This window comes from Pseudomonas sp. zfem003, assembly GCF_032621675.1.
In the GTDB taxonomy this organism is placed as follows: Bacteria; Pseudomonadota; Gammaproteobacteria; order Pseudomonadales; family Pseudomonadaceae; genus Metapseudomonas; species Metapseudomonas otitidis.
This window is the reverse complement of the sequence record NZ_JAVYJG010000013.1, coordinates 221,928-235,505: the sequence shown is the minus strand read 5'-3', so window position 1 is coordinate 235,505 and position 13,578 is coordinate 221,928. Positions and strand designations below refer to the sequence as shown.

Annotated in this window: 16 protein-coding genes; 6 read left to right on the top strand and 10 right to left on the bottom strand. The window is 64.9% G+C overall.

Going from position 1 to position 13,578, the window contains the following annotated elements; genetic code table 11:
- Nucleotides 1-197: 197 nt before the first annotated feature.
- Both RTK35_RS28225 and RTK35_RS28220 read right to left on the bottom strand, forming a co-directional pair.
- Nucleotides 198-605 (bottom strand): hypothetical protein, encoded by a 408-nt coding sequence (locus RTK35_RS28225; RefSeq protein WP_316909531.1) that lies wholly within the window; start codon nucleotides 603-605, stop codon nucleotides 198-200.
- A gap of 528 nt (nucleotides 606-1,133) precedes the next feature.
- Nucleotides 1,134-2,264, bottom strand: coding sequence for a tyrosine-type recombinase/integrase (locus tag RTK35_RS28220; RefSeq protein ID WP_410478720.1), 1,131 nt, complete (start codon nucleotides 2,262-2,264; stop codon nucleotides 1,134-1,136).
- 99 nt (nucleotides 2,265-2,363) lie between these two features.
- Between RTK35_RS28220 and dusA the strand changes: the two genes are divergently transcribed.
- Nucleotides 2,364-3,374: a tRNA dihydrouridine(20/20a) synthase DusA gene (dusA, locus tag RTK35_RS28215; RefSeq protein ID WP_316909529.1), complete on the top strand. Its 1,011-nt coding sequence runs from the start codon at nucleotides 2,364-2,366 to the stop codon at nucleotides 3,372-3,374.
- Here the strand turns inward: dusA and RTK35_RS28210 are convergent.
- On the bottom strand, nucleotides 3,344-3,646 hold the full coding sequence (locus RTK35_RS28210) for a hypothetical protein (protein WP_044404196.1): 303 nt from the start codon (nucleotides 3,644-3,646) through the stop codon (nucleotides 3,344-3,346). The genes dusA and RTK35_RS28210 overlap by 31 nt on opposite strands.
- A 259-nt stretch (nucleotides 3,647-3,905) precedes the next feature.
- Here RTK35_RS28210 and tal point away from each other — a divergent pair, with 259 nt between their 5' ends.
- Entirely contained in the window at nucleotides 3,906-4,832 is a 927-nt protein-coding gene (gene tal / locus RTK35_RS28205; RefSeq protein ID WP_316909528.1) for a transaldolase, read from the top strand.
- Nucleotides 4,833-4,893: 61 nt separating this feature from the next.
- On the opposite strand, the gene rssC is transcribed toward tal, so the two are convergent.
- Nucleotides 4,894-5,376: an anti-sigma factor antagonist RssC gene (rssC, locus tag RTK35_RS28200; RefSeq protein ID WP_044404192.1), complete on the bottom strand. Its 483-nt coding sequence runs from the start codon at nucleotides 5,374-5,376 to the stop codon at nucleotides 4,894-4,896.
- Nucleotides 5,373-6,557 carry a two-component system response regulator RssB gene (rssB, locus tag RTK35_RS28195; protein ID WP_107330778.1) on the bottom strand — a complete coding sequence of 395 codons (1,185 nt, stop codon included), beginning with the start codon at nucleotides 6,555-6,557 and terminating at the stop codon, nucleotides 5,373-5,375. Before rssB ends, rssC begins: the two co-directional genes overlap by 4 nt.
- Before the next feature lie 216 nt (nucleotides 6,558-6,773).
- Between rssB and RTK35_RS28190 the strand changes: the two genes are divergently transcribed.
- Entirely contained in the window at nucleotides 6,774-7,076 is a 303-nt protein-coding gene (locus RTK35_RS28190; RefSeq protein ID WP_044404188.1) for a PilZ domain-containing protein, read from the top strand.
- A 67-nt stretch (nucleotides 7,077-7,143) separates the two neighbouring features.
- Here RTK35_RS28190 and RTK35_RS28185 read toward each other — a convergent pair whose 3' ends face one another.
- A complete protein-coding gene (locus RTK35_RS28185) occupies nucleotides 7,144-7,845 on the bottom strand; it encodes a VacJ family lipoprotein (RefSeq protein ID WP_107330776.1) in 702 nt (233 codons plus the stop codon).
- Between the two features lie 109 nt (nucleotides 7,846-7,954).
- Here RTK35_RS28185 and RTK35_RS28180 point away from each other — a divergent pair, with 109 nt between their 5' ends.
- From RTK35_RS28180 to RTK35_RS28170, 3 genes are all read left to right on the top strand, one after another.
- Nucleotides 7,955-8,383: an acyl-CoA thioesterase gene (locus RTK35_RS28180; protein ID WP_309042109.1), complete on the top strand. Its 429-nt coding sequence runs from the start codon at nucleotides 7,955-7,957 to the stop codon at nucleotides 8,381-8,383.
- 57 nt (nucleotides 8,384-8,440) lie between these two features.
- Nucleotides 8,441-9,181: an HAD family phosphatase gene (locus RTK35_RS28175; RefSeq protein ID WP_316909527.1), complete on the top strand. Its 741-nt coding sequence runs from the start codon at nucleotides 8,441-8,443 to the stop codon at nucleotides 9,179-9,181.
- A gap of 128 nt (nucleotides 9,182-9,309) precedes the next feature.
- On the top strand, nucleotides 9,310-9,570 hold the full coding sequence (locus RTK35_RS28170) for a DUF4404 family protein (RefSeq protein WP_074969512.1): 261 nt from the start codon (nucleotides 9,310-9,312) through the stop codon (nucleotides 9,568-9,570).
- An 83-nt stretch (nucleotides 9,571-9,653) separates the two neighbouring features.
- Here RTK35_RS28170 and queF read toward each other — a convergent pair whose 3' ends face one another.
- The 4 genes from queF to RTK35_RS28150 form a co-directional block, all read right to left on the bottom strand.
- Complete coding sequence (queF, locus tag RTK35_RS28165; RefSeq protein ID WP_316909526.1) at nucleotides 9,654-10,484, bottom strand: NADPH-dependent 7-cyano-7-deazaguanine reductase QueF; 831 nt, start codon at nucleotides 10,482-10,484, stop codon at nucleotides 9,654-9,656.
- Between the two features lie 84 nt (nucleotides 10,485-10,568).
- Nucleotides 10,569-11,270, bottom strand: coding sequence for a copper resistance protein B (locus tag RTK35_RS28160; protein ID WP_107331620.1), 702 nt, complete (start codon nucleotides 11,268-11,270; stop codon nucleotides 10,569-10,571).
- Nucleotides 11,257-12,936, bottom strand: a complete 1,680-nt coding sequence (locus RTK35_RS28155; RefSeq protein ID WP_316909525.1) for a copper resistance system multicopper oxidase — start codon at nucleotides 12,934-12,936, stop codon at nucleotides 11,257-11,259. Before RTK35_RS28155 ends, RTK35_RS28160 begins: the two co-directional genes overlap by 14 nt.
- Nucleotides 12,936-13,502: a plastocyanin/azurin family copper-binding protein gene (locus tag RTK35_RS28150; RefSeq protein ID WP_316909524.1), complete on the bottom strand. Its 567-nt coding sequence runs from the start codon at nucleotides 13,500-13,502 to the stop codon at nucleotides 12,936-12,938. Before RTK35_RS28150 ends, RTK35_RS28155 begins: the two co-directional genes overlap by 1 nt.
- Nucleotides 13,503-13,578: the final 76 nt, after the last annotated feature.

The window sequence follows — 13,578 nt, the reverse complement described above, 5'->3', positions numbered from 1 at the left end:
AGAATGGCTGCTGCGAAGTGCTCGCGGTAGCGAAAAAGATAGAAAAGTGCGACTGACTTGAGTGTTTTGGATCGAGTGGCCGCTTTCAAAATCGGTAGGCGCTGAATTCAGCCAGAAATGCATGGCTACTTCAGACCATCCCTAAGGGATTATGTGCGCAAGCGAGAGAGCGATGTCACTTTTAAAATAAATCAGCCCTAAAAACCAGGATCGTACTTCTTGATTTCCTTAATTATTTCACCAACCCCTGGCTGCTTAATGAACGGCCTAATATGATGCGTAAAATTAATCTCCACACTGGAAGCCGCAATGAACGACGCACTTGGCCCGGCGAATGGCTTTCGCGCATCATTTAAATACGTAGGTGAACTTTTCCAGCCATTCGATCCCCCATCCTTCCATGTATTAACAAGCAGCCTATGTTTCGAATAAGTCGCAGTGAGTAACATCCAAACACTCGAATCCCCGTCAACTTTTACGCAAACAAATGGCCTCTCACCAATGAAACCATGATCATTTGAACATTGGACATTTTTGTCAGCAACGAGAACTTCGCCATCCATGATCGCAACAGCCCCAACTACAATTTCTGCTTTAGTCAGCATGCAGCTTCTCCCTAAGCTGTTCAGCACACCCACTAAGGCCTAGTCCAAACCTAGAAAATTTTCCAGCACCCGCTTCGCCCCGTGCTTACCTCGCCACCTACGATGACCGGGCTGCCCGATCTCAACTTCCTCTCTTCCACACCGAACCACCGGCCTCAACTTGCTAAAGCGCTAACACCTCGGTCGAAACGGGATAGGAAGTAATCACATGCAGCCTGGAGACCATAGAGCACTGCATTACTGATAGCCCAGTAAGGCGCCGTGGCCATCATCCCTCAGGAATGGCGGATACGCTTTGGTTCGTCAACTCAACCAAGTACCACTGATATTGGGCAGCCAGCCCATGCTCGGCGGCATATCCATTACTCGCAGCGTGCAACAACCTCGCGCCCTGACACCTGACGGACAAGCCGACCTGACAGCGTTTGTATTCAGGCCTGCGAAGAAGGCCGAGCTGAGCAAGCTCGCAGTCGGCCAGGTCGTGGAGTTGAGTGATGCAGCGACGGCCGATGACTGAACGTCCCCGCCCTACTCCTTCCTTCTTACGCGCGCGCCCAGCACCACGGGCGCGTCGATGATCCTCTCCAGCCACACCCAACCTGCATAGGGGTCTCCCCGGCCTCTCAGGTGCGTGTAGCGGCGCAGCGAGTTCCAGTCCCGATGGCCCGACACGCTGGCCACGCGCGGGATATCCCACTCCATTTCGAATAGGCGACTGACGCCGTCGTGGCGCAGGTCATGGAAGTGTAGATCCTGGATGCCGAGGAGCTTGCAGGCCTTGGACCAGGCCGTTCCAATCGAATCGCCGTTGTAGGGGAAGATCTCGGGGCAGTCCTTGGGCATCGACTCGATGATGCGCATGGCTTCGTCCGGCAGGTGGCACCAGACGTCGTTGCCGATCTTCTGTCCGGGGTTCTTCATGTCGCGCACCAGGACGCGCCGGCCGGGCACGTCCAGGTCATCCCAGCGGATGCGGGTGATCTCTTCCTGCCGGCGGGTGGAGAAGATGGCGAAGCCCACTACCTTGGGCATGTTGATCGCCGAGGGCTTCCAGCGGAGGGTGTCGAAGAAGTGCGCGAGCAGCTTGTCCAGCTCCTCCGCGGTGGGCCGGCGGTCGCGCTCCCGACTGCGGCTGATGGCCCCGAGCTTGCGCAGAACCTTCCGGGCATCGCTGACTGCATGGGGGTCGATCTCGTAGCCCCAGGCCGGGCGGGCGACCGATAGCACGGCGCCGAGGTGCGCCAGGTCGTTGCCAACCGTCTGCGGCATGACCGCCCCACCCTCGGGGCTGATGCGCCACTGGGCGAACTCGACCAGCTTCTGACTGGTCAGCTCGCGATCACTCACCTGGCCGAGCCAGGTCTTGCCGATGGCCTCCAGGCAGGTCCGCTTGGTCCTGCCCAGCGGGCGGATGCGTTCGTACTCTTCGAGGTAGCGGTCGATTATGTCGACCAGCAGCTCGCTCTTGCGACTGGCCCTGTCGATGGCACCCGGCTCGGCCAGTTCCGCCTCCCTCCGGCCAGCCCAGGCCTTGGCGGTCTGCAGCCGGTCGAATGTCTGGCTTTCCTGATAGACTTGCGCGCCATCGCGCATGATCCGTATCTGCGCTGTATAGCCGAAAGTCCCGTCCTTGCGCTTCCGCTTTCTGATGGCCGCCATAATTTGGTACATGAGGTTTTGAGGTTGGTACATTGTACCAGTGACACCTCAAAAACAAGCGGAAACGGGGTAAAATGGGCAGAAATCAGACGTCCCCAAATGCCTCTAGAATCAAGCTCTACGCCAGCAACCACGCGCCCTGCGCTGTCCCGCCGCTTCTCCGTGGCACCGATGATGGATTGGACCGACCGGCATTGCCGTTTCTTCCTCCGCCAACTGTCCCGGCACGCGCTGCTGTACACGGAGATGGTGACCACCGGTGCGATCCTGCACGGGGATCGCGCTCGCTTCCTCCGCCATGACGAGCAGGAGCATCCGCTGGCGCTGCAGCTGGGCGGTAGCGTGCCGGCCGACCTGGCGGCCTGCGCGCGACTGGCGCAGGAAGCGGGTTACGACGAGGTGAACCTCAACGTCGGCTGCCCCAGCGACCGGGTGCAGAACAACATGATCGGCGCATGCCTGATGGGGCACCCGGCGCTGGTAGCCGACTGCGTGAAGGCCATGCGCGATGCGGTGGAGATCCCGGTGACGGTCAAGCACCGCATCGGCATCAATGGCCGCGACAGCTACGAGGCACTCTGCGATTTCGTCGGGCAGGTGCGGGAGGCCGGCTGCCGAAGCTTCACCGTGCATGCTCGCATCGCCATCCTCGAAGGCCTCTCACCAAAGGAGAACCGCGAGATCCCGCCACTGCGCTATGACGTGGCCGCTCAGTTGAAGCGGGACTTCCCGGACCTGGAGATCATCCTCAACGGCGGCATCAAGACCCTTGATGAGTGCGAGGCGCACCTGACTACCTTCGACGGTGTGATGCTGGGCCGCGAGGCCTACCACAACCCCTACCTGCTGGCGTCGGTGGACGGGCGCCTGTTCGGCTCGGAGGCCCATCCGATCACCCGCGCAGCCGCGCTGGAGGCCATACGCCCCTATATAGAACGGCACATTGCCGAGGGCGGGCAGATGCATCACATCACCCGCCACGTGCTGGGCCTGGCCCAGGGATTCCCGGGGGCACGGCGCTTCCGCCAACTGCTCTCGGTGGACGTGCACAAGACCCAGGCGCCGCTGGAACTGCTCGATCAGGCCATCGACCTGCTGCGCGGCCACTGAGCCGCGTTCTGCGGGGCCAGGGCATAGCCCTTGTGCCCCTCCGGCACCACCAGGCCGCTTTCCAGCATCCGCCCCAGCACCTGCCGCACGCTGACCAGGGAGAGCGGCTCGCCAGCGGCGTTCAGCCGCTGGTGCAGCAGGCGGGTGGAGATGCCGCCGTCTTCGTTCTGCGCGTCGCAGAGTATCTCCAGCACCTTCAGGCGCGGCAGGCTGGCCTTCAGGCCGGCGTCCTGCAGCATCTGGCGCAATCGGGAATGGTCGCTGTGGGGCATGGCGAAGCTCCTTCTGGTCTGTTGCCTGTGGCGTGTCGGCACCGAGGCGGCCTTCCTGCGCCACCCCACCCGCTCAGCGGGCCCTCATCAATAAAGACGAACCAGCACGGAAAACCCGCAAGGAAATACGGAATTTTTTTCGCGGCCATGGTCTGACGAACGTGGCGGCCACACCGCCATGAAATTCCCCTGGCCGCCCGTTGAGCCCGCCCGGGCTGCTCGGGTAAGGTCACGCAACCTGCAACGACAAGGCCTCGTCATGACTTCCAAGCTGGACCAACTGAAGCAGTTCACCACCGTGGTGGCCGATACCGGCGACCTGGATGCCATCGCCCGCCTCAAGCCGGTGGATGCCACCACCAACCCCTCGCTGCTGCTCAAGGCAGCAGCCCTGCCCCGCTACGCCGATCTGCTGGACCAGGCCGTGGCAGGCAGCGCTGGCGACCTTGGGCTGGCGTGCGATCGTTTCGGGGTGGCCGTGGGCAAGGAGATTCTCAAGGTGATTCCGGGGCGTATCTCCACCGAGGTGGACGCACGCCTGTCCTTCGATACCGAGGCGACCCTGCGCCGCGCCGAGCGCCTGGTGGAGCTGTATGACAAGGCCGGCATCGGCCGCGAGCGCGTGCTGATCAAGATCGCCTCCACCTGGGAAGGCATTCGCGCCGCCGAGCGCCTGGAGCGCAGCGGCATCCAGACCAACCTGACCCTGCTGTTCAACTTCGCCCAGGCAGTCGCCTGCGCCGAGGCCGGGGTGTTCCTGATCTCTCCCTTCGTCGGGCGCATCTACGACTGGTACAAGAAGGCCGAAGGCCGCGACTACGCAGGCGCCGAGGACCCGGGCGTGCAGTCGGTCTCGCGCATCTACCGCTACTACAAGACCCACGGCTACGAGACGGTGGTAATGGGTGCCAGCTTCCGCAACCTGGGGCAGATCGAGGCGCTGGCTGGCTGCGACCGCCTGACCATCAGCCCGGACCTGCTGCAGAAGCTGGCCGAAGATGACGGCCAGCTGGTTCGCCAGCTGAGCGCCGAGGGCGCGGCAGAACCGCGCCAGACACTGGATCAGCCGGCCTTCCGCTGGCAGTTCAACGAAGACGCGATGGCCACCGAAAAGCTGGCCGAGGGCATCCGCCTGTTCGCCCGGGATCAGGAAAAGCTCGAAGCCCTGCTCAAGGCACGCGCCTGATACGAAAGCACCTGGCTGCAACGGCCAGGCGCATCAGGTTCAAGCAGGGAAGGTTGAAAGGTCAGCTGCGCTCGAGCGCGCTGACCAGGTCATGGAAGGCTTCGCGGTTGGACTCGTTCAGCCCCATCAGGATGCGGTGTGCTTCGAGCACCTTGGTGCGCACCACGTCCTCGGTCTGGTCCTGGGGCGGCAGGTCCTCCAGGCACTCAGGGCACGGCAGCGGTTTGTCGACGATGTTGAACACCTGATCGAAGCCCATCGACTGCAACAGCCGGGTGATGTCCGGGTGGGTGGTGACGACGGTGGGCAAGAGCCCGACCTTCTGCCGGGAGAGGATCGACAGCTTGGCCAGCAGGCCCAGGGTGGTGCTGTCGATGCTGCGCGTTTCGGTCAAGTCGATGACGATCGCCGAAAAGTTAAGCGCGGAGAAGATCTTCTCGATAGTGGCGTCCAGGGCCGAACACAGGGTCAGGCGGATTTCACCGACGAACTTCAGGACAAAGGTGCCGTCCTGCTCGGCAAACTGGATTTTACCGGTACTCATGCAAGGTTCCTGCTCAACACCAGCAAGGCGATATCATCTGGCATATCCCCCAGGTTGGCCAGGCCAAAGGCCTTCTTGAGGCCATCCAGGGATCCACCGGCTGCCTGCACGATTTCCGGCAGCGCAGCTTCTTTCTCTTTGAGCGTGTCGCCCGGCAAAAGGTCCAGGATGCCGTCGGACATCAGCGTCAGGCTGAACGAGGCCGGCAGATCCATCACCTGGTCCTCGTAGGTCGCTTCCTCGAACAGGCCAACAGGCAGGCCGCGCCCGGTGAGGTAATGCGCCTGGCCTTCGCTGTACAGCACAGGCAGGGGCAGGTGCCCGCCGATGCTGTAGGTCAGCTTGCCGCTCTCCTCGTCGATCACACCGCCCAGCATGGTCACGTGCTTGCCCAGCTTGCAGTTGATCAGGCCACGGTTGATGTGGCCGAGCACCTCGGAGGGCTTGAACTCCGGCAAGGTACCGCCACGGCGCGACTCGTATAGCAGCCGCGTGGTCATGAACTTGAGCAGGACGGTGACGAAGGCGGACGAGGCGCCATGGCCGGAAACATCCGCCAGGTAGAAGGCGATGCGCCGCTCGTCGACCCGGAAGTAGTCGACGAAGTCCCCCGACAGGTAGAGGGACGGGATGATCTGGTGGGCGAAGTGCAACCCGTCCACCGTCCAGGGCGTGACCGGCAGCATGTTCATCTGCACCTGGCGCCCGGCGTTCTGGTCTTCCTGCAGCAGGTGCAGGCTGGCTTGGAGTTCGCGGTTGGCGGCTTCCAGTTCCTCGCGGTAGCGCTGGTTCTCCAGCCGCAAGGCATGACGATCCAGCGCGCGGCGCACGGAGTGCTCCAGCACCGCCAGGTCTTCCAGGGGCTTGATCAGGTAGTCCGCCGCTCCGAGGCGCAGGGCTTCGACGGCGTCGCTCATCACACCGGCCCCGGACACGACGATCACCGGCGTGTCGGTTTCCAGCTGGTTGATGCGGCGGATGAGTTCCAGCCCGTCGACCTGGGGCATGCGCAGGTCGCAGATGATCAGATCGGGATGTTCCTGCTCGAAGACCTGCAACCCCTGCAGACCATTACCTGCCTGCAGGACGTTGAAACCACTGTCTTCCAGATAGGCTGCGAGGCTGGTGCGGACAACCTCGTCGTCGTCGATGATCAGCAGCTTGGCACTGGTATTGTGCATGGAGTATCCAGGCAAACGGCGCCGGGGGTGGGCTGGTTGAGGCACCGACCTAGGCCGGATGCGGGTAAGGGGTTCGCTTCAAGGCGCAGACGGTACTCCCATCCGCAGGGCGATTCAAGCGTGCGCCGATTGTCGAAACCTGCCTTTACACATGAAAAGAGCGGGAGTTATAAGAGGCCGGGGGTCAGTCCATCCAATACCAGAGGACAGCAGATAATGAGTCAGAACGATCATCGTTCTTACAGCGAGAAGCGCGACTTCATCCGCATGCAGGTCGAGGCGCAGGTCGTTCTGCACCATGGAGGCCGCGAGTACCCGGCCCTGTGCCGCGACCTGTCGAGCACCGGCATGCAACTGGAAGCCGATGCCCACCTGTCGATAGGTGACAAGGTGCGCGTCCACATCCCGTCCGACCACGCCGAGCTCAAGGGCCTGGACGCCGAAGCCGAGGTGGTACGCATATCGGCCGGCGACGATGGGCGCATGTCCATCGGCCTCGCCATCACCTCGATGAGCTGATCGGCGCACATAGAAAGAAGGCGGCCCATTGGCCGCCTTTTTCATACCCGCAAAACGAGGGAGGCGATCAGAAATCGTCCTCGACCTCGCCATCGCGCACCTTGAACTCGCGGTTCTGCAGGTAGGCGTTGCGGATGAACACATACTTGTCGCCGGTGATCATCTTCTCGGCCGACAGCAGGCTGGCGCGGGTGTCCACGGTGTTCACCCCGAGGATCACGTTACGGGTCGGCACGTGGTCGATGTAGGGATAGGGGGTGGTGTAGCTGTCCACGAAGCGTGCCGGCGCATCGCGCAAGGTGCTCGGGCCCAACAGCGGCAGCACCACGTACGGGCCACTGCCCACGCCCCAGGCGCCCAGTGTCTGGCCGAAGTCCTCGTCGCTGCGCTGCAGCCCCATGCGGGTCGCCACGTCGAATACGCCAAGCACGCCGAAGGTGGTGTTGAAGATCAGCCGGCTGGTGTCCACGCCCGCCGCGTGCAGCTTGCCCTGCAGCAGGTCGTTGGCCAGGTTGCCGACGTCACCGACGTTGCGGAAGACGTTGTGCACGCCGTCTTCCACGAACTGTGGCGTCACGTACTGGTAGCCCTGGGCGATCGGCTTCAGGGCGTAGGTGTCGACCGTGTCGTTGAAGCTGAACACCGCGCGGTTGACGCCCTCCCACGGGTCTTCATCCGCAGCCTGGGCCACCAGCGGCAGCGCCACCAGGCCGGCGACCGCCAGCAGGCGGCCCATTCGATCGAGCCAACCCGCACCGATCATTCGCATTGCAGTCTCTCCTAGGGAAAAGTAGTGTGGCGCCCCCGGCGGGCCGCCCGACAAGGCGCGCAGTATACGGCCATTGGATGGCCAATAGGCAGCATAGGTAACGCGACCAATGGCGGAAAAGAATTTACTCCATGTAGCTCACATCCCCGTGCGCTGGGGCGATATGGACAGCTACGGCCACGTCAACAACACCCTCTACATCCAGTACCTGGAAGAAGCCCGCGTCGCCTGGTTCGAGCGCCACGGCATCGCCATGAACCACGTGGCCCAGGGCCCGGTGGTGCTGCAGACCCTGCACACCTACCTGCGCCCCGTCGTACACCCGGCCACTGTAGTGGTGGAGCTCTACGCCGGCACGCTGGGCAACTCCAGCCTGGTGGTCGAGCACCGCCTGGGCACCCTGGAGGCGCCTGGCGTGGTCCATGGCGAAGGCCACTGCAAACTGGTCTGGGTCGACCACGCCAGCAACCGCCCGGTCCCCGTACCGGAAGCCCTGCGGCGCATCTTCCAGGGCCTGCCGGCCGTCACGGAACCGTAACCTGCGCGTCATCCCGGGCAGCTAGGCTGGAAGCGCCCACGTCAGGATGACCCGCCCATGCCCAGCACCCCGCCGCCCCCTTTCACCGCCCTGCTCCTCGGCCTGACCGGCTGCCTGGTGGACTTCGGCGCCCGGACGCTGCCCCTGGCCCTGCAGCGCACCGTTGCGCGCCACACCGACGGGCAGCTGGATGAGGTCGCCCCCCTCGCCCCGACCGACCAGTTGGAAGCGCTGCTGAAACGTCGCCCCCGCCCAGCCGAGCGGGCCCGCCTGCAGGATGCCCTGGTCGAGGCCGCCCACGAGCGTGCCGAACCGGCACCGGGCCTGGACGCCCTCCTCGACCGCCTGGCCAGTCAGAACATCCCCGCTGCCTGGCTGGAAGAGCTACCCGAACACGTCACCACGGTGCTCGCCCAGTCGCTGCCCGACTCGCTCCCACCGGCCCAGGCCGGCACCGGGCGCCCCTGGCCAGCCCCGGACAGCTGCTGGAACGCCCTCGCCGGCCTCGGCGTCGAATGCCTGGAAGGCTGCGTGCTGGTCAGCGGCGAACCCCGCCTGCTCCAGGCCGGCCTCAACGCCGGGCTGTGGACCGTCGGCCTCGCCGCCAGTGGCCGACTCTGCGGCCACGCCCTGGGGGACTGGCAGGCACTGCCGGCCAACGAGCGCGACGCCCGGCGCGCCCGCGCCACCCTGGAGCTGTATCGCCTCGGCGCCCATTCGGTGATCGACCACCTCGGCGAGCTGCCCGACTGCCTCGACGACCTGGCGAGCCGCCGGCAGAAGGGCGAGAAGCCCTGACCCCGTTTTGTAACGGCATTGATCACGATCAGGCAGCGCCGCCCCGCCTGGATTAATCTCACAGGCACCGGGACCTTTTGCCGTCAGACGGCGGTCCACTCCTGAGTCATGTCAAAAGGGAGAACACCATGTCCGAACGCCTGCAGCAGCAACTGAACGAACTGCGCGACCAACTGGCCCAAGACGCCCCGATGGATGCGGAAGAGCGCGCCCACCTCAACGGCCTGATCCGCGACATCGAACTGAAGCTGGCGAACGAAGCCCACACCTCGGAAGACAGCCTGGTGGACGGCGTCAACCTGGCCGTCGAGCGTTTCGAGCTGAGCCACCCGACCCTGGCCGGCACGTTGCGCAACATCATGCAGAGCCTGGTCAGCATGGGCATCTGACCCCCTACCCCGAATGCAGGAACCCCGGCCAGGTGCCGGGGTTCTTTCGTTTCAGCTTGCCGCCGGGCGCAGCCCGGAATCAGCTACTGCCGTACCAGCCGGCCGTTCTCCGGACTGATGGGGTGCGTGCTGCGGTAGGGGTTGATGTCCAGCCCGCCGCGGCGCACATAGCGTGCCTGCACCGTCAGGTGCTCGGGCTCGAGCAGGCGCAGCAGGTCGAGGAAGACCCGCTCGACGCACTGCTCATGGAAGTCGCAATGCTGGCGGAAGCTCACCAGGTAGGCCAGGAAACTGGCATGGTCCAGGCGAGCCCCCTTGTACTGCACCACCAGCGTGCCCCAATCCGGCTGGCCGGTGACCGGGCAGTTGGATTTCAGCAGGTGGCTGTGCAGTGCCTCCTCCACCACCTCGGCGGCATCGGCGCGCAGCAGCTCCGGCTGCGGATGGTCGTAGTGGTCAATGCTCACATCCAGGTCATCGATGCAGGTGCCGGCGGCGCGGGCCACACCCTCGGCCTCCACCTCCGCCAGGCTGCGCACGCGCACCTTCACCTCGGCCCCTGCCGCGGCCGACAGGTCCTTCTCCAGCACCGCCACCAGTTCCGCCGCCGTGGCAAAGGCGCTCTGGTTGAGGGAGTTGAGGTACAGCTTGAAGGACTTCGACTCGATGATGTTCGGCGAATCGGCCGGGATGGCGAACTCGCCGATGGCCACCACCGGCTTGCCCGACGGGGTCAGCCACGACAGCTCGTAGCAGTTCCAGAAATCCACGCCCTTATAAGGAAGGGTCTCCGCCGTCAGCCCCAGCTCGTTCCACTTCGTCACGCGGGAAATGGGGAACAGCAGCTGTGGGCTGTAGGTGCTGATGTACTCACTGGACTTGCCCAGCGGCGAGTGTTCGGCGGGATGCTGCATGAGAGGCGACCTGGCGGGGGAGAAAACCGCGCAATTGTATACAGCCCGGGCCTGCCGCAAAACCTCGGCGACACGCCCGGCCCCTTACAACCAGAAGCGCAGCCCCAGCACCCAGGCGCCCTCCTCGTCCGGCTCGCCGGCTGCGCGGAGCCAGTCCCCGCTGCGGCCGTGGGTGCGCTCCCACTCATAGCCCAGGTAAGGCGAGAACGCCGGCGTCACCCGCCAGTGCAGGCGCAACCCCGCCTCCAGCGTGCCGCTGCCGGCGCCACGGTCCAGGTCGCGGTCGTCCGCCAGGGCCAGGTCGTATTCCAGCCGGGGCTCCAGCACCAGCCGCTGGGTCAGCAGCACCTGGTATTCCGCCTCCAGGCGCAGCGAGGGATCGCCCCGTTCGCTCACCAGCAGGTTGCCCTCCACCTCGAACCACTGCGGTGCCAGCCCCTTGATCCCCACCAGCGCATGGCTGCGCGCCGGCCCTGGCTGGTCGTCATGGGCCACGCCCGCCTGCCAGTCGAAGAAGTCGCTGAACATCCGCCGGTACAGCAGCTCGGTGTGGCTCGACGTGGTCGGCCCACCGGCATCCCGGGCGCCTTCGTTCTTCAGCACCAGCTTGTGGGTGTCGGTGCCGTACCAGCCCTCCAGCTCCCAGGCCAGCTGGGTGTCGTTGCCGTGGAAGCGCTGCTCCAGGCGATCGAACCCCAGGTAGCCGACCGGCATGGCGTCCATCTCCATCGCCCAGGACAACGGGCTGGCCAATGCCGCCAGCAACCCCCATTCAATGACCCGCATGAGCAGCCTCCTCCATCGGTTGCATGGCCTCGCCCAGGGAGCGGCTGCTGCCGTCGGGCGCCTCGACGATCACCTTACGGAACATGCCGCTGGCCATGTGGTAGATCAGGTGGCAGTGAAACGCCCACTGGCCGATGGCATCGGCCGGCACGTCCACTTCCAGCGTGCTGCCGGGCGCCACGTTGACCACGTGCTTGAGCGGGTTGAGCCGGCCGTTGCCCTTGTCCAGCTGCATCCACATGCCGTGCAGGTGCATCGGGTGGTTCATCATCGTCTGGTTGACGAAGCGGAAGCGCACCCGCTCCCCGTAGCGCAGGCGGATGGGCTCGGCCTCGGAGTACTTCACCCCGTCGAAGGACCAGAAGTAGCGCTCCATGTTGCCGGTGAGCTTCAGCTCGATGGTGCGGTCCGGCGCGCGGTAGCGGGCATCCGGACGCATCGCCTTGAGGTCGCCGTAGACCAGCACCCGCCCGCCCTCCACCGGCTCGGGAGCGATGCCGCTGCCCGGCGCGTAATCCGGGTTGCCACCGGCGGCCGGCATCCCGTGGCCCATGGCGGCATGGTCCATCCCGGCCATTTCTGCATCGCCCATGCCCGCCATCGCACCGTGGTCCATCCCCGGCATGGCGTGATCCATGCCCATGTCGGCCATGCTCAGCAGGCGCGGTGGCCCCAGGGTCGGCACCTCGGCCACCATGCCCGGCCGGGGCGCCAGGGTGGCGCGGGCGTAGCCACGGCGGTCCATGGAAGCGGCGAACAGCGTATAGGCCCGATCTTCCCGGGGCTGCACGATCACGTCATAGGTCTCGGCCACCGCCAGCCGCACCTGGTCCACCGTCACCGGCAGCACGTCGTTGCCATCCGCCTGCACCACCGTCATCGGCAGGCCGGGGATGCGCAGGTCGTAGTAGCTCATGCCCGAAGCGTTGATGATGCGCAGGCGCACCCGCTCGCCCGGCTTGAACAGCGCCGTCCAGTTCTGCTCCGCGTCGCGGCCGTTGACCAGGAAGCGAAACCCGCTGACATCGGCGATGTCCGTCGGCGACATGCGCATGTCGCCCCAGCCCCAGCGGTCCTTGAGGGTCGCCCAGACGCCATCGCGGGCGGCATCGGTGAAGAAGTCCCCCAGGGTGCGCTTGTGGTCGTTGTAGTACTCGGCGTCCTTCTTCAGGTTGGCGAGGGTGCGCTCGGGCTTTTCGTCCTGCCAGTCGAACAGCATCACCGTGTACTCGCGGTCGTAGCGGTACGGCTCGCGCCCGCTCGGCTCGATCACCAGCGGCCCGTACAGCCCCTCCTGCTCCTGGAAGTCACTGTGGGCGTGATACCAGTAGGTGCCCGACTGCTGCACGCGGAAGCGGTAGGTGAAGGTCTGCCCGGGCTTGATGCCCGGGAAACTGATGCCCGGCACGCCGTCCTGGTCGTAGGGCACGATCAGCCCGTGCCAGTGCAGCGAAGTGTCGCGCTCCAGGCGGTTGGTCACGCGGATCTGCACCTCCTCGCCTTCCTTGAAACGCAGCTCCGGCGCGGGCGACTGGCCGTTGATGGTCAGCGCCGGCCGGCTGCCATCGCTCAAGGCCACGCGCCCCTCATCGATCACCAGCTCATAGGTGCCGGCCCCGGCGTCGGCCGCCAGGGCCAGCAAGCCGGCGCCCATCAGCGCGCGCATCAGGGCTTGACCTCCATCTTGCCGACCATGCCGGCCTGGTAGTGGCCGGGAATGTTGCAGGCGAACTCCAGCCCGGTGGCCTGGGTGAAGGTCCAGGTCAGCTCGGCCGTCTTGCCCGGCTCCACCAGCACGCTGTTGGGGTCGTCGTGCTTCATCATCGCCCCGTGATCCATGCCAGCCATGTCCATGCCAGCCATGTCGTGCCCCATCTGGCTGTGATCCATGGCGCCCATGTCGTGCTTCATGTTCATGCCGGTGGGGGTGAGCATCCCCATCTGCTGCATCTTCAGCATTTCCTGCTGGTGGCGGGCATGCATGGCCGCATCGCCCAGGTTGAACTCATGCAGCAGGCTGCCGGTGTTCTTCAGCACGAAGCGCACCGTCTCGCCGGCCTTCACCTGCAGGCTGGCGGGCTCGTAGTACATGTCACCCAGGGTGATCTCCAAGGTACGGCCGGCGTCGGCCGCCTTGGCCGGGTGGCCGAACGCGAAGGTGGCGGCACCGTCGGCCAGCACAGGCAGGCTGAGGAACAGGCCGCAGGCGAGAACAAGGGCGGATCGTTTCATGACAGGGTCTCCTGATGGACAGGCACCCATCCTGCCGCCCTGCCACTGGCGCCTGGCTTACCGGCACATTACAACT

What these genes read in the sequence shown, in the direction of transcription:
- RTK35_RS28225 (WP_316909531.1), bottom strand. Translation starts at nt 605, where the DNA reads ATGCTGACTAAAGCAGAAATTGTAGTTGGGGCTGTTGCGATCATGGAT.
- RTK35_RS28220 (WP_410478720.1), bottom strand. Translation starts at nt 2,264, where the DNA reads ATGGCGGCCATCAGAAAGCGGAAGCGCAAGGACGGGACTTTCGGCTAT.
- dusA (WP_316909529.1), top strand. Translation starts at nt 2,364, where the DNA reads ATGCCTCTAGAATCAAGCTCTACGCCAGCAACCACGCGCCCTGCGCTG.
- RTK35_RS28210 (WP_044404196.1), bottom strand. Translation starts at nt 3,646, where the DNA reads ATGCCCCACAGCGACCATTCCCGATTGCGCCAGATGCTGCAGGACGCC.
- tal (WP_316909528.1), top strand. Translation starts at nt 3,906, where the DNA reads ATGACTTCCAAGCTGGACCAACTGAAGCAGTTCACCACCGTGGTGGCC.
- rssC (WP_044404192.1), bottom strand. Translation starts at nt 5,376, where the DNA reads ATGAGTACCGGTAAAATCCAGTTTGCCGAGCAGGACGGCACCTTTGTC.
- rssB (WP_107330778.1), bottom strand. Translation starts at nt 6,557, where the DNA reads ATGCACAATACCAGTGCCAAGCTGCTGATCATCGACGACGACGAGGTT.
- RTK35_RS28190 (WP_044404188.1), top strand. Translation starts at nt 6,774, where the DNA reads ATGAGTCAGAACGATCATCGTTCTTACAGCGAGAAGCGCGACTTCATC.
- RTK35_RS28185 (WP_107330776.1), bottom strand. Translation starts at nt 7,845, where the DNA reads ATGCGAATGATCGGTGCGGGTTGGCTCGATCGAATGGGCCGCCTGCTG.
- RTK35_RS28180 (WP_309042109.1), top strand. Translation starts at nt 7,955, where the DNA reads ATGGCGGAAAAGAATTTACTCCATGTAGCTCACATCCCCGTGCGCTGG.
- RTK35_RS28175 (WP_316909527.1), top strand. Translation starts at nt 8,441, where the DNA reads ATGCCCAGCACCCCGCCGCCCCCTTTCACCGCCCTGCTCCTCGGCCTG.
- RTK35_RS28170 (WP_074969512.1), top strand. Translation starts at nt 9,310, where the DNA reads ATGTCCGAACGCCTGCAGCAGCAACTGAACGAACTGCGCGACCAACTG.
- queF (WP_316909526.1), bottom strand. Translation starts at nt 10,484, where the DNA reads ATGCAGCATCCCGCCGAACACTCGCCGCTGGGCAAGTCCAGTGAGTAC.
- RTK35_RS28160 (WP_107331620.1), bottom strand. Translation starts at nt 11,270, where the DNA reads ATGCGGGTCATTGAATGGGGGTTGCTGGCGGCATTGGCCAGCCCGTTG.
- RTK35_RS28155 (WP_316909525.1), bottom strand. Translation starts at nt 12,936, where the DNA reads ATGCGCGCGCTGATGGGCGCCGGCTTGCTGGCCCTGGCGGCCGACGCC.
- RTK35_RS28150 (WP_316909524.1), bottom strand. Translation starts at nt 13,502, where the DNA reads ATGAAACGATCCGCCCTTGTTCTCGCCTGCGGCCTGTTCCTCAGCCTG.